The following is a 15,017-nucleotide window of genomic DNA, read 5'->3' on the forward strand; positions in this document are numbered from 1 at the left end:
ATGAAAAAACCAAGCCGTGAGAGTGGTGCTTTACTGTTGGCATTGATTGCCGGTCTGTCGATTAATGGTTCTTTTGCCGCGCTGTTCAGCTCGGTGGTGCCGTTTTCTATCTTCCCGCTGATTGCTTTGATGTTGGCGGTGTATTGCCTGCATCAACGTTATCTGAACCAGCCAATGCAGGACGGTATGCCAAAACTGGCCGTTGCCTGTTTCTTGCTGGGTATTCTGGGGTACAGTGCGATCATACGTGTGGAATACCCGCAGATCGGTTCTAACTTCCTGCCATCTATCCTCTGCGTGGCGCTGGTGTTCTGGATTGGGTTGCAATTGAAAAAATGTGATTCTGTCGCGCAATAACGTTTATTTTTCCAAGCAATGAAAAGGCGGGCACTGAGCCCGCCAGATGTATCAGAGGCGTTCCAGTAAAACACCGCATTCCATATGATGGGTGTAAGGGAATTGATCGAACAGCGCCAGTCGGCTGATTTTATGGGTTTCTTGCAGTATTTCCAGGTTGGCGCACAGTGTTTCCGGGTTGCAGGAAATGTAAAGGATGCGCGGATAGGTCTGTACCATCCTCAAGGTATTGTCATCCAGCCCACTGCGCGGTGGATCGACAAAAATCGTTTCGCAGTTGTAGCTGCCTAAATCAATCCCTTTCAGCCGATTGAATTCACGTACTCCGTTCATCGCTTGGGTGAAGTCCTCTGCGGCCATGCGGATGATTTGCACGTTATCGATATGGTTGGCCGCGATGTTGTATTGGGCTGCTGCAACCGAAGGTTTGGCGATTTCAGTGGCCAGCACACGTTTGAAGTTGCGTGCCAGCGCCAGTGAGAAATTGCCGTTGCCGCAATAGAGTTCCAGCAGGTCGCCTTTCGAGCCTCGGGTAACACCCAGCGCCCATTCCAGCATTTGCACATTCATCGCAGCGTTGGGTTGGGTAAAGCTGTTTTCCACCTGGCGATAAACCATATTGCGGCCATCGATTAGTAATATTTCGTCAACGTAATCCTGGTCCAGCATGATTTTCATTTTTGCCGCACGGCCAATCAACTGCACATCGAAACCCTGTGCACGTAGTGCATCACGTAATGCCGCTGCGTCTTGCTGCCACTGCTCGTCCAGCTTGCGGTGATACAGCAGCGAGGCAATGATTTTGCCACTTTGTGTGGACAGGTAATCAATCTGGAACAGTTTATGGCGCAGTACCGGGTTGGGCTTGATGGCAGCGATCAGTGCGCTCATCAGCCGATTAATCAGCTTACTGGCTGCCGGAAAGCTATCGACGCGGATGCGCTGCTTGGTTTGTTGGTCGAACATGATGTGATACATCTCGTCTTCATCATGCCAGATACGGAACTCCGCACGCATACGGTAGTGGCTGACGGGGGAGCGGAACACTTCCGGTTCGGGTGCCGTGAACGGTGACATCAGAGTCTTCAGACGGGCAGTTTTCTCCACCAGTTGGTCGTCATAGCGTTCAATGGGCAAAATCTCGGGTGTCATGATTCTTCTCGTCAGGCTGATTGGATCTGCGGGGATTGTAGGGAATCAAGCCGTGAAGTCCAGTTTTGTTGCGTTTATCCTTGGTTACATTAGTGGCAGTCTAGACATCTATTTTCATTGATCGTAGCATTGCCGTCCGGCCTCAAGCAGCGAGTGAAAAGGGAATCCAGTGTGAATCTGGAGCTGACGCGCAGCGGTATGGGGAAGTCACGGCGATAGCGTTATACCTAGGTATATATGCAGACACTGTCCACTGCTGGATGGGAAGTCATCGCCCGGTGTCGGTTGCCTATGGCAATCGGCAAATCCCAAGCCCGAAAACCTGCCGGTGTACGTCGCAACGTCCACAGCTGTCGCGAACTATCGGCTGTGATCCTGCGGCATCCGCCAATTAAGTTTGGATGCTTTCTTAATGACAATGATAAAAAATACACTGCTGGCGGTGATTGCTCCCGTAACGGCATTTTCTGGTTGGGCGCAAGACAACACCACAGCCAATCACAACGATAATCTGGTGGTGAGCGCCAATCGTTTCCCGCAGCCGGTTTCCTCTGTGTTGGCCCCGATTTCAATCGTTACCCGCAATGATATTGACCGCTGGCAAGCCAAAAGCGTAGATGATGTGATGCGCCGTCTGCCTGGAGTGGATGTGGGTCGGAACGGTGGGTTGGGGCAAAAAAGCTCGTTGTTTATTCGTGGCACTAATTCCAGCCATGTATTAGTACTGATCGATGGTATTCGCCTCAATCAGGCGGGGGTCAGTGGTTCCTCCGATCTTAGCCAGATACCTATTTCGCTGGTGCAAAGAGTCGAATATCTCCGTGGCCCGCGTTCGGCGGTATACGGCTCCGACGCTATTGGTGGTGTGGTGAACATTATCACTACCCGAGAGGAAAATGGAACGACACTGTCGGCTGGGGGCGGCTCCAACGGTTATCAGGCGTATGATGCCGCAGTTCAGCAGCCTGTGGGCGACAGCACCGTTGCTACGCTGGCGGGTAATTACACCTACAGCAAAGGCTATGATGTGGTGGCCTATGGCAACACGGGTATGCAAAGCCAGCAGGATCGCGATGGCTTCATGAGCAAAGTGTTGTATGGGGCGGTTGACCACCGATTTAATGAACAATTCAGCGGTTTTGTGCGTGGTTATGGTTATGATAATCGCACTGCCTATGATGGCTTCTATTCTTCATCCTCCGATCCGCTGGTGGATACCCGTAAGTTGTACAACCAAACCTGGGATACAGGAGTGCGTTACCGGGCAGGTATCTATGCCACGCAATTGATCGGCAGTTACAGCCAGAGTGAAGATTATGACTATGATCCACGTCAGGGGCAGTACGCCAGTTCTGCGCGGCTGAATGATTCCCAGCAGTATAATTTGCAATGGGGTAATACGCTGCAAGTGGCGAAAGGGACATTGAGTGCCGGCGTTGATTGGCAGGAGCAAAAGCTTAAACCGGATTCGACCTCAGTGAATGGCGAGAAAAACCAGCGTAATACCGGTGTTTATCTGACAGGGCAGCAAAGGGGGGGGCCAGTGACGCTGGAAGCCTCTGTGCGTGGCGATGACAATTCTGAGTTCGGCTGGCATGGAACCTGGCAAAGTAGCGCAGCATGGGAATTTGTTGAAGGTTATCGCGTGATTGCCTCTTATGGCACCGCGTTTAAAGCACCCAATATGACCCAGTTATACGGTATTTACAGCAGCAACTCCAAGCTGAAACCGGAAGACAGTAAGCAATGGGAAGGGGGATTTGAAGGCTTGACTGGCCCGGTAACCTGGCGCGTGACGGGCTACCAGAATGATATTGATAACCTGATCGATGCGACAAATGTCACCAACTACACCTATTACAACATTAGCAAAGCGACGATTAAAGGTGTTGAAGCAACAGCTTCTTTCGAGACTGGCCCACTGGTGCATCGGCTGGGTTACGACTATGTTGATCCACGTAACGGCAAAACCAATGAAGTATTGGAACGCCGGGCCAAGCACCAGGTGAAGTATGAGCTGGATTGGCAGATTGATGATTTCGATTGGGCCATCACCTACCATTATCTGGGAGAGCGTTATGATACTGATTATGCGGTTTATCAGAAAGTGAAATTAGGCGGCGTTAGCCTGTGGGATCTCGCAGTTTCGTATCCGGTCACATCTCAACTGACAGTTCGTGGTAGAATTGGCAACCTGTTTGATAAAGACTATGAGACGGCTTATGGCTACGTTACTCCAGGGCGAGAATACTACCTCACTGGAAGCTATACCTTCTAAAAGCACCGCGACACCACGCCCAACGGTGCTGGTATTTGATTCCGGCGTTGGCGGTCTGTCAGTGTACCAGGAGGTTCGGCAGTTGCTGCCGGATCTCCACTATATTTATGCCTTCGATAATGTGGCATTTCCTTACGGTGAGAAATCCGAAGAGTTCATTGTCGCGCGTGTATTGGATATTGTCAGCGCGGTTCAACAGCGCCATCCCCTGGCGATCGTCATTATCGCCTGCAATACCGCCAGTACCGTTTCTTTGCCTGCGCTGCGTGAACGCTTTGCTTTCCCGGTTGTTGGTGTGGTGCCTGCCATCAAACCGGCGGCCAAACTGACTGCCAACGGGATTGTGGGCTTGTTGGCGACGCGTGGAACGGTCCAGCGCTCTTATACCCATGAGTTGATTTCCCGCTTCGCGACAGATTGCAAAATTGAATTGTTGGGTTCTTCAGAACTGGTGGAGTTGGCAGAGGCCAAACTGCATGGCGAAGAAGTGCCGCTGGCGGCATTGAAGAGAATCTTGCAGCCATGGCTGAATATGCGTGAGCCACCGGATACGGTGGTATTGGGGTGTACCCATTTTCCTCTTTTGTCTGAAGAGTTGATGCAGGTCTTGCCGGAAGGGACACGATTAGTGGATTCCGGTGCGGCCATCGCCCGCCGTGCCGCTTGGCTTATCACTGCTCAGGAACGTTTGGTTTCAACTCAGGAAGATAATTTGGCCTATTGTATGGCACTGAATGAAGCTACTGAGGCGTTATTACCCGTCTTACAGGGTTATGGCTTCAAATCGTTGAAAAAACTGCCGCTTTAAATAGGTTTTGATTAAACATTCGGCGGTCAGCAAGAAAATTGAATTTAAGGGTTGCGGCCGGCGAGGAACGCCCTATAATGCGCCTCCACTGACCGGGAACAACGGCGTCTTATGATAAAGAAAGCCGCCCAGCCAGGAAGGGCCAACCCGGTGACCACACCGCCTCTTAACAGAGAAAAAAGGTTGACTCTTCAGCGGGAAAGCGTATTATCTGCCTCCCGCGTTACCGAGAAACAAACCGGTAACCACGCTCTTTAACAATTTATCAGACAATCTGTGTGGGCACTCACAAGACGATATCCAGCCACTTCGGTGGCAAAAAATATCAAGTCTTGAAGAGTGACCAAGCAGTAATTCATTGAAGTGAATTATTACAAACGTTAGTTTTCGAGCATCGCTGCACGTGTTACAGCACATCAAGCTTTTAATTGAAGAGTTTGATCATGGCTCAGATTGAACGCTGGCGGCAGGCCTAACACATGCAAGTCGAGCGGCAGCGGGAAGTAGCTTGCTACTTTGCCGGCGAGCGGCGGACGGGTGAGTAATGTCTGGGAAACTGCCCGATGGAGGGGGATAACTACTGGAAACGGTAGCTAATACCGCATGACGTCTACGGACCAAAGTGGGGGACCTTCGGGCCTCACGCCATCGGATGTGCCCAGATGGGATTAGCTAGTAGGTGGGGTAATGGCTCACCTAGGCGACGATCCCTAGCTGGTCTGAGAGGATGACCAGCCACACTGGGACTGAGACACGGCCCAGACTCCTACGGGAGGCAGCAGTGGGGAATATTGCACAATGGGCGCAAGCCTGATGCAGCCATGCCGCGTGTGTGAAGAAGGCCTTAGGGTTGTAAAGCACTTTCAGTGGGGAGGAAGGCAGCATGCTTAATAGGTGTGCTGATTGACGTTACCCACAGAAGAAGCACCGGCTAACTCCGTGCCAGCAGCCGCGGTAATACGGAGGGTGCAAGCGTTAATCGGAATTACTGGGCGTAAAGCGCACGCAGGCGGTCTGTGAAGTCGGATGTGAAATCCCCGGGCTTAACCTGGGAACTGCATCCGAAACTGGCAGGCTAGAGTCTTGTAGAGGGGGGTAGAATTCCAGGTGTAGCGGTGAAATGCGTAGAGATCTGGAGGAATACCGGTGGCGAAGGCGGCCCCCTGGACAGAGACTGACGCTCAGGTGCGAAAGCGTGGGGAGCAAACAGGATTAGATACCCTGGTAGTCCACGCTGTAAACGATGTCGACTTGGAGGTTGTGCCCTTGAGGCGTGGCTTCCGGAGCTAACGCGTTAAGTCGACCGCCTGGGGAGTACGGCCGCAAGGTTAAAACTCAAATGAATTGACGGGGGCCCGCACAAGCGGTGGAGCATGTGGTTTAATTCGATGCAACGCGAAGAACCTTACCTACTCTTGACATCCACGGAACTTTCCAGAGATGGATTGGTGCCTTCGGGAACCGTGAGACAGGTGCTGCATGGCTGTCGTCAGCTCGTGTTGTGAAATGTTGGGTTAAGTCCCGCAACGAGCGCAACCCTTATCCTTTGTTGCCAGCGGTTAGGCCGGGAACTCAAAGGAGACTGCCAGTGATAAACTGGAGGAAGGTGGGGATGACGTCAAGTCATCATGGCCCTTACGAGTAGGGCTACACACGTGCTACAATGGCGTATACAAAGAGAAGCTACCCTGCGAAGGCATGCGGACCTCATAAAGTACGTCGTAGTCCGGATTGGAGTCTGCAACTCGACTCCATGAAGTCGGAATCGCTAGTAATCGTAGATCAGAATGCTACGGTGAATACGTTCCCGGGCCTTGTACACACCGCCCGTCACACCATGGGAGTGGGTTGCAAAAGAAGTAGGTAGCTTAACCTTCGGGAGGGCGCTTACCACTTTGTGATTCATGACTGGGGTGAAGTCGTAACAAGGTAACCGTAGGGGAACCTGCGGTTGGATCACCTCCTTACCGAATGATATTGATTGCGTGAGTGTTCACAACAGATTGTCTGATAGAAGTAATGAGCAAAAGCGTCATAAAAGTACGGTGTCGTGTCCCCTTCGTCTAGAGGCCTAGGACACCGCCCTTTCACGGCGGTAACAGGGGTTCGAATCCCCTAGGGGACGCCAACTGCTTGCGACCATCCCGGTGAAAGCGGCGGTCTCGGTATCGTGACGATACCTTAAATATCTCAAAGCTGACTTGCGAGTCAGGCTTGAGATATTGCTCTTTAACAATCTGGAACAAGCTGAAAATTGAAACCTGACAGCTGAAACTTATCCCACCGTAGAGTTATGGGGATAAGGAGTACCCTGTCAGAGAGTCTCTCAAATGTTTACAGCACGATGTGTTCTCTGTTTACAGAAGACACCTTCGGGTTGTGAGGTTAAGTGACTAAGCGTACACGGTGGATGCCTAGGCAGTCAGAGGCGATGAAGGGCGTGCTAATCTGCGAAAAGTGCCGGTAAGGTGATATGAACCGCAATAACCGGCAATACCCGAATGGGGAAACCCAGTGTGTTTCGACACACTATCATGACATGAATCCATAGTGTCATGAGGCGAACCGGGGGAACTGAAACATCTCAGTACCCCGAGGAAAAGAAATCAACCGAGATTCCCCCAGTAGCGGCGAGCGAACGGGGAAAAGCCCAGAACCTGAATCAGCCTGTGTGTTAGTGGAAGCGTCTGGAAAGTCGCGCAGTAAAGGGTGATAGCCCCGTACACCAAAATGCACAGGTTGTGAGTTCGATGAGTAGGGCGGGACACGTGACATCCTGTCTGAATATGGGGGGACCATCCTCCAAGGCTAAATACTCCTGACTGACCGATAGTGAACCAGTACCGTGAGGGAAAGGCGAAAAGAACCCCGGCGAGGGGAGTGAAACAGAACCTGAAACCGTGTACGTACAAGCAGTGGGAGCCTCTTAATGGGGTGACTGCGTACCTTTTGTATAATGGGTCAGCGACTTATATTTTGTAGCAAGGTTAACCGAATAGGGGAGCCGTAGGGAAACCGAGTCTTAACTGGGCGTCTAGTTGCAAGGTATAGACCCGAAACCCGGTGATCTAGCCATGGGCAGGTTGAAGGTTGGGTAACACTAACTGGAGGACCGAACCGACTAATGTTGAAAAATTAGCGGATGACTTGTGGCTGGGGGTGAAAGGCCAATCAAACCGGGAGATAGCTGGTTCTCCCCGAAAGCTATTTAGGTAGCGCCTCGTGAACTCATCTTCGGGGGTAGAGCACTGTTTCGGCTAGGGGGCCATCCCGGCTTACCAACCCGATGCAAACTCCGAATACCGAAGAATGTTATCACGGGAGACACACGGCGGGTGCTAACGTCCGTCGTGAAGAGGGAAACAACCCAGACCGCCAGCTAAGGTCCCAAAGTCATGGTTAAGTGGGAAACGATGTGGGAAGGCACAGACAGCCAGGATGTTGGCTTAGAAGCAGCCATCATTTAAAGAAAGCGTAATAGCTCACTGGTCGAGTCGGCCTGCGCGGAAGATGTAACGGGGCTAAACCATGCACCGAAGCTGCGGCAGCGACGCTAAGGCGTTGTTGGGTAGGGGAGCGTTCTGTAAGCCGTTGAAGGTGGTCTGTGAGGGCCGCTGGAGGTATCAGAAGTGCGAATGCTGACATAAGTAACGATAAAGCGGGTGAAAAACCCGCTCGCCGGAAGACCAAGGGTTCCTGTCCAACGTTAATCGGGGCAGGGTGAGTCGACCCCTAAGGCGAGGCTGAAAAGCGTAGTCGATGGGAAACGGGTTAATATTCCCGTACTCGGTGTTACTGCGAAGGGGGGACGGAGAAGGCTAGGCTGGCCGGGCGACGGTTGTCCCGGTTTAAGCGTGTAGGGGGAGAGAATTGGTAAATCCGTTCTCTTATTCAACCCTGAGGCGTGATGACGAGTCACTACGGTGGCGAAGTGGTTGATGCCAAGCTTCCAGGAAAAGCCTCTAAGCTCCAGGTAACACAGAATCGTACCCCAAACCGACACAGGTGGTCAGGTAGAGAATACCCAGGCGCTTGAGAGAACTCGGGTGAAGGAACTAGGCAAAATGGTGCCGTAACTTCGGGAGAAGGCACGCTGGCATGTAGGTGAAAGGACTTGCTCCTGGAGCTGAAGCCAGTCGCAGATACCAGCTGGCTGCAACTGTTTATTAAAAACACAGCACTGTGCAAACACGAAAGTGGACGTATACGGTGTGACGCCTGCCCGGTGCTGGAAGGTTAATTGATGGGGTTAGCCGCAAGGCGAAGCTCTTGATCGAAGCCCCAGTAAACGGCGGCCGTAACTATAACGGTCCTAAGGTAGCGAAATTCCTTGTCGGGTAAGTTCCGACCTGCACGAATGGCGTAATGATGGCCAGGCTGTCTCCACCCGAGACTCAGTGAAATTGAACTCGCTGTGAAGATGCAGTGTACCCGCGGCAAGACGGAAAGACCCCGTGAACCTTTACTATAGCTTGACACTGAACATTGAGCCTTGATGTGTAGGATAGGTGGGAGGCAGTGAAGTGTGGACGCCAGTCTGCATGGAGCCAACCTTGAAATACCACCCTTTAATGTTTGATGTTCTAACTTTGCCCCGTAATCCGGGGTGAGGACAGTGTCTGGTGGGTAGTTTGACTGGGGCGGTCTCCTCCCAAAGCGTAACGGAGGAGCACGAAGGTTAGCTAATCACGGTCGGACATCGTGAGGTTAGTGCAAAGGCATAAGCTAGCTTGACTGCGAGAGTGACGGCTCGAGCAGGTACGAAAGTAGGTCTTAGTGATCCGGTGGTTCTGAATGGAAGGGCCATCGCTCAACGGATAAAAGGTACTCCGGGGATAACAGGCTGATACCGCCCAAGAGTTCATATCGACGGCGGTGTTTGGCACCTCGATGTCGGCTCATCACATCCTGGGGCTGAAGTAGGTCCCAAGGGTATGGCTGTTCGCCATTTAAAGTGGTACGCGAGCTGGGTTTAGAACGTCGTGAGACAGTTCGGTCCCTATCTGCCGTGGGCGTTGGAAGATTGAGAGGGGTTGCTCCTAGTACGAGAGGACCGGAGTGAACGCACCGCTGGTGTTCGGGTTGTCATGCCAATGGCACTGCCCGGTAGCTAAGTGCGGAAGAGATAAGTGCTGAAAGCATCTAAGCACGAAACTCGCCTCGAGATGAGTCTTCCCTGGGGCCTTGAGCTCCCTGAAGGAACGTTTGAGACGAAGACGTGGATAGGCTGGGTGTGTAAGTGCAGCGATGCATTGAGCTAACCAGTACTAATGAACCGTGAGGCTTAACCTTACAACACCGAAGGTGTTTTGTTGAGAGACAAGAGAGTAGTGAGTTTTGATATTCAGCGATGTTCCCGGATTGGATTGACTGGCTTTACGAAAGTGAAGCGGGTTGATTAAATGGAATTTGCCTGGCGGCAATAGCGCGGTGGTCCCACCTGACCCCATGCCGAACTCAGAAGTGAAACGCCGTAGCGCCGATGGTAGTGTGGGGTCTCCCCATGCGAGAGTAGGACACTGCCAGGCATCAAATTTGTGTGCTGATATGGCTCAGTTGGTAGAGCGCACCCTTGGTAAGGGTGAGGTCCCCAGTTCGACTCTGGGTATCAGCACCACTTTACTAAAGTAGTTTAGAAGTTCGGCAAAAAAGAATTAAAGAATTTGCTTGGCGGCAATAGCGCGGTGGTCCCACCTGACCCCATGCCGAACTCAGAAGTGAAACGCCGTAGCGCCGATGGTAGTGTGGGGTCTCCCCATGCGAGAGTAGGACACTGCCAAGCATCAATTAAGCTGAAAGGCCATCCTTAGGGATGGCCTTTTTGCATTGTATTCTTTGGTGGATTATCCTTCGCCTTATTAATTAAAGGGTGACGTGGAGGCGGAAATCTTCTCCTCCAAGGCAAGCTTCACTACAAACCACTGTATAGAACCGCACGGCGGTATGCGATGAGCTTGCCTTCTTTCACTCTGAAAATTACAAACTCATCCCTGCATGAATTGGGTAAAGTGGATCGGCAGAGTCATGCGGTGCATCCTCTTTCTGTTGCAAGACAGCATCCCAGCTTGAGGGGAGTTCAAATGGTAATCTGCCCTCAGGTTTCACTTTACCACTAATGATATCGAAGAGTGTGGCATCAGAACTGCCAAAGTTTGCCAATAAAACGTCTGTTTTATCCACGATATTAGTCAGTATTGCAGGGCGGTCAAGATAGATAGAAGTGATGGTTGGTATGCCTTGATGTTTGATCTGTTTGATGATTTGGTAATCATCACTGCCGCTGTAGATACCTGCTTTTTCATCTAATACCACGCTTTCCTGGTCATCAAACCCCAACTGCCCGAAATGAACAGAGCCAAACGGATAATGCGGATCGGTTTGGTAAGGGGCATCCACGCGAACGATTGCGATATCCGCCGCTTCTAGCGTAGTGACAACGGTTAAGCCATATCTGGCCGCTACCTCAGCGTTGACGTTGTGTAGAAAAGCCTTTTTACCAGTGAGTGACATAGGGAGCAGGTCACTGTCGTTTTTCAGCAAGACATGTGAACGGCTCTGTGCGTCAGTGGCTTGCTGTTGGAAATCATCATTCCCAACAAGTGTTGCGGCCGTAGTTTCATCAACGTAGGGATCTTCAAACAACCCAAGGGAGAATTTTTGTTTCAGGAGCCTTACAACGGATGCATTGATACGTTCCTCCGTTATTTGCTGTTCCTCTATTGCAGCAATGAGGGCTACTGGGTCGCTGGTTCCACCAAACTGATCGATACCGGCATCCACGGCTTTAACAATGCGCTCCTGGCGGCTCAAATGCTCAACTCCCCAGGGCATACCGATAGGAACAATTGCAAAAGGAGAAATACCTGTAGCGACTTCGGCATCGCTCATGCCAGTAATACATGTATCCTCACAGTCTGAAAGAATGGCCCAATCACTTAGGATGACGCCATCAAAGGCGTAACGGCCGCGAAGAATTTCCGTCAGAATTTGTTTATTAAAGCCAAAACCAACGGACTCAATGAGAGTTCCTTTATACCAAAGATCGACTGGTTGTCCGTAGTAGGGCATAACTGCGGCGACTTTCGCTGCAAATGCGCCTTCAAAGGGCAACAGGTGATATTCAAAAGCATCTGCTGGATAAACTTGTTCTTTACCGTAAGCATTGTGTGGGTCCAAACCATTTAATTGTGGCCCACCGCCAGAGAAATGTTTTACTACGGTAATGACACTGTCTTTATTCAAACCAGTATTACCGTTTTGAAAGCCCTCAATATAGGCTTGTGTCATCCTTTTCGAGATTTGGTTATCTTCACCGAACGTTCCGTTAATTCGTCCCCAGCGCGGTTCTGTTGCCAAATCTGCTTGAGGTGATAAAGCCATTTGAATTCCGACTGCCCGATATTCTCTGCGGGCTATATCACCGAATTTTTTCATTAGTTCAACATCATCAAGCGCTGCAAATCCCAGCGTTTCTGGCCATTGAGAAAAACTGCCGGCAACAACGCTGGTTGCATTCGGGTCATTGGTAAAATGATTTCGGGGGTCGGTACTGATGATGATGGGGATTCCGAGGCGGGTTCCTTCGGCGATTTGCTGTATTTGGTTATTATCATGAGATATGTAATTAGGATTACCAGCCATGCGTGTGATAAACGTATTCACAGCATTATCGATGATATCTTTTTTAGCGGCTTCAGTATTGACGCGTTCTGCAGTGAGCGGCAATGTTCCATGCATCATGAGCCCGGCTTTTTCTTCCGTAGTCATCAACGACGCCAGATTGTTTGCTCGGGTTGTTATATCAAGACGCCAATCTTCATAAGGATCGAGCTTATTGTTTTTGTTAAGATCTTTGAATTTCAGGTTATTGACCGTTAATAATTTTACATCCCGGTAGCCTAATTTTGCTTGCTTGGGGTCGTCTGTGTTGATCGTATCGTTATCAGAACATCCACCAAGACTTAACGCTATAAAACTGGCCAAAGACATTACAGTAGCGATTTTTCCTATTTGCATTGCTTTATCTCCATTTTAGTGACGAAACAGTAAGAAACAGGCAACGACCTGCATCAGATTTTTTTCCCCAAAAAACAATGAAATAGTTTTGATAATTTCCAATAGAAAATATGCCGAAGCCGTGACGATGATGAAAATTTATTTTTTTCGAACTATAAAATAATTATCTGGTGAGATATGAGATGAGATTCAATATTTGGACAATTATCTTGCAGGATTTAATGAATACTTTGAGGTGCTACGAAGTTTTACGCGTAGAAATGGTGATTTTTGATGTTGTAACACGTAATTTTGCGCGGAAATAATTTAGAGATAAAAAATATATCTCTATTTAAAATTGTCTCTATAGTGATTTTTTGAAAAAGGCTCCCAGAAGGAGCCTTTGGTAATCAGTCAGGCTAGTGATTCGCGCTTTGAGAGATACCTAACCCGGTCTGTGAACGGACAAACTGGGAACGGAAGCGTTCGCGTTCTTGTTGTCCAGCGAGGGAGCTATCGGTAACTGAGAATAACCAGGTGCCAACAAACGCGATTAGCATTGAAAATAGTGCTGGGTACTCATAGGGATAAATAGGTTTAGCGTGGCCGAGGATTTGCACCCAGATGGTTGGCCCGAGGATCATCAGGATCACTGCGGTCAGCAGGCCGAGCCAGCCACCGATCATTGCCCCGCGGGTTGTGAGGCGTGACCAGTACATGGAAAGGATGATAATCGGGAAATTGCAGCTGGCGGCGATGGAGAACGCCAGGCCAACCATGAAGGCAATATTCTGTTTCTCAAACAAAATACCCAGAGCAATAGCAACAACTCCCAATAGTAATACGGTGATTTTTGAGACTTTGAGTTCATCTCGCTCAGTCGCTTTACCATTTTTGATGACGTTGGCGTACAAATCGTGGGAAACCGCAGACGCACCAGCCAAGGTTAGCCCGGCCACCACCGCCAAAATAGTAGCGAACGCCACGGCGGAGATAAAACCAAGGAAGAAGTTTCCGCCCACGGCGTTTGCCAGATGAACTGCGGCCATATTGTTCCCACCCAGCAGTGCCCCACTGGCATCCTTGAATGCAGGGTTAGCACTGACCAGTAAGATTGCGCCGAAGCCGATGATAAAGGTCAGAATGTAGAAATAACCGATAAAGCCAGTCGCATAGAACACACTTTTGCGCGCTTCTTTAGCATCACTGACCGTAAAGAAACGCATCAGGATATGTGGCAAACCGGCGGTACCAAACATCAGAGCCAGGCCTAAAGAGAGCGCTGAGATCGGATCTGAAACCAAACCACCCGGGCTCATGATGGCAAGCCCTTTCGGATGCACTTTTACGGCTTCGGCAAACAGAACATTGAAATCAAAGTTTACCGATTTCATCACCATTAATGCCATAAAGCTGGCACCGGCTAGCAGCAGAACCGCTTTGATGATTTGCACCCAGGTAGTGGCCAGCATGCCGCCGAATAAGACGTACAGTACCATCAAGATACCGACCAGTATGACGGCAACGTGATAATTAAGGCCAAACAGCAGCTGGATCAGCTTGCCTGCACCGACCATCTGAGCGATCAGATACAGCGCTACAACCACCAGTGAGCCACAGGCTGAAAGGGTACGGATGGGTTTCTGTTTAAGCCGGTAAGAAGCCACATCGGCGAAGGTATAGCGGCCGAGGTTACGCAACCGTTCAGCAATCAGGAACAGAATAATTGGCCAACCAATCAGGAAGCCGATGGAATAAATCAGGCCATCATAACCGGAGGTGTATACCAGAGCCGAAATACCGAGGAACGATGCCGCAGACATAAAATCACCGGCAATGGCCAGCCCGTTCTGAAACCCGGTAATACGTCCACCCGCCGTATAATAATCGCCACGCGAGCGGGTGCGTTTGGAAGCCCAGTAAGTGATATACAGTGTGGCTCCTACAAAGAGCAGGAACATGATAATGGCCTGGATGTTCAGTGGTTGGCGTTGTACTGCGCCGCCAATTGCATCGGCCTGGCTCAGGTTGGGCAATGCCAGCAGGGTGATAACTGATATCAGGCGCTTCATTGCTGCACCTCACGCAGAATTTCGGCGTTCAGACGATCAAATTCGCCGTTAGCGCGGTAAACATAAATCCCGGTTGAGACGAAAGAGATGACGATAAGCCCAACACCAATGGGTATCCCGCGGGTAATCGTCGAACCTGCCGCAAGCGGTGTACCCAACCAGTGTGGATCGAAGGCAATTAAGAAAATAAAGCCAACGTATAACGTCAGTATGATCAACGAAAGGAGCCAGGCGAAACGGCTGCGTTTTTGCACCAGCTCTTTGAAACGCGGGTTTTCCTCAATCTCTTGATAAATGTTGTCATGCATCCAAGTCTCTCCAATAGGTATTATTAGCATGCCACGCCATACCCTTC

At 50.4% G+C, this 15,017-nt stretch carries 7 protein-coding genes, 2 tRNA genes, 4 rRNA genes and 1 riboswitch; of the genes, 9 read left to right on the plus strand and 4 right to left on the minus strand.

All coding sequences use genetic code 11. The annotated features are described in order from the left end of the window. Positions 1-357, plus strand: coding sequence for a YijD family membrane protein (locus tag Z042_RS04870; RefSeq protein ID WP_024913955.1), 357 nt, complete (start codon positions 1-3; stop codon positions 355-357). A gap of 51 nt (positions 358-408) precedes the next feature. On the opposite strand, the gene trmA is transcribed toward Z042_RS04870, so the two are convergent. Beyond that, positions 409-1,509 (minus strand): tRNA (uridine(54)-C5)-methyltransferase TrmA, encoded by a 1,101-nt coding sequence (trmA, locus tag Z042_RS04875; RefSeq protein WP_024913954.1) that lies wholly within the window; start codon positions 1,507-1,509, stop codon positions 409-411. A 123-nt stretch (positions 1,510-1,632) separates the two neighbouring features. Next, a riboswitch (cobalamin riboswitch) is annotated at positions 1,633-1,853 on the plus strand. Positions 1,854-1,921: 68 nt separating this feature from the next. On the opposite strand from trmA, the gene btuB reads away from it, so the two are divergent. From btuB to rrf (Z042_RS04915), 8 genes are all read left to right on the plus strand, one after another. Further along, positions 1,922-3,787 carry a TonB-dependent vitamin B12 receptor BtuB gene (btuB, locus tag Z042_RS04880; protein WP_024913953.1) on the plus strand — a complete coding sequence of 622 codons (1,866 nt, stop codon included), beginning with the start codon at positions 1,922-1,924 and terminating at the stop codon, positions 3,785-3,787. Further along, on the plus strand, positions 3,732-4,595 hold the full coding sequence (murI, locus tag Z042_RS04885; RefSeq protein ID WP_024913952.1) for a glutamate racemase: 864 nt from the start codon (positions 3,732-3,734) through the stop codon (positions 4,593-4,595). The genes btuB and murI overlap by 56 nt, the downstream gene beginning before the upstream one ends. A gap of 425 nt (positions 4,596-5,020) precedes the next feature. Then, positions 5,021-6,562, plus strand: a 16S ribosomal RNA gene (locus Z042_RS04890). Positions 6,563-6,647: 85 nt separating this feature from the next. Continuing rightward, positions 6,648-6,723, plus strand: a tRNA-Glu gene (locus Z042_RS04895). A gap of 255 nt (positions 6,724-6,978) precedes the next feature. Next, positions 6,979-9,887: ribosomal RNA gene (locus tag Z042_RS04900) — 23S ribosomal RNA — on the plus strand. Between the two features lie 120 nt (positions 9,888-10,007). Continuing rightward, positions 10,008-10,123 (plus strand): 5S ribosomal RNA (rrf, locus tag Z042_RS04905). A 13-nt stretch (positions 10,124-10,136) separates the two neighbouring features. After that, a tRNA-Thr gene (locus Z042_RS04910) sits at positions 10,137-10,212 on the plus strand. Positions 10,213-10,261: 49 nt separating this feature from the next. After that, positions 10,262-10,377: ribosomal RNA gene (gene rrf, locus Z042_RS04915) — 5S ribosomal RNA — on the plus strand. The 16S, 23S and 5S rRNA genes sit together here with 2 tRNA genes alongside, the layout of an rRNA operon. A 194-nt stretch (positions 10,378-10,571) precedes the next feature. Here the strand turns inward: rrf (Z042_RS04915) and Z042_RS04920 are convergent. The 3 genes from Z042_RS04920 to Z042_RS04930 all read right to left on the minus strand — a co-directional run bounded on the left by Z042_RS04920 (position 10,572) and on the right by Z042_RS04930 (position 14,970). Then, complete coding sequence (locus Z042_RS04920; protein ID WP_024912709.1) at positions 10,572-12,611, minus strand: glycoside hydrolase family 3 protein; 2,040 nt, start codon at positions 12,609-12,611, stop codon at positions 10,572-10,574. 398 nt (positions 12,612-13,009) lie between these two features. Next, entirely contained in the window at positions 13,010-14,662 is a 1,653-nt protein-coding gene (actP, locus tag Z042_RS04925; protein WP_024912710.1) for a cation/acetate symporter ActP, read from the minus strand. Continuing rightward, positions 14,659-14,970 carry a DUF485 domain-containing protein gene (locus Z042_RS04930; RefSeq protein WP_024912711.1) on the minus strand — a complete coding sequence of 104 codons (312 nt, stop codon included), beginning with the start codon at positions 14,968-14,970 and terminating at the stop codon, positions 14,659-14,661. Before Z042_RS04930 ends, actP begins: the two co-directional genes overlap by 4 nt. Positions 14,971-15,017 lie beyond the last annotated feature (47 nt).

It is taken from the genome of Chania multitudinisentens RB-25, assembly GCF_000520015.2.
Lineage (GTDB): Bacteria > Pseudomonadota > Gammaproteobacteria > Enterobacterales > Enterobacteriaceae > Chania > Chania multitudinisentens.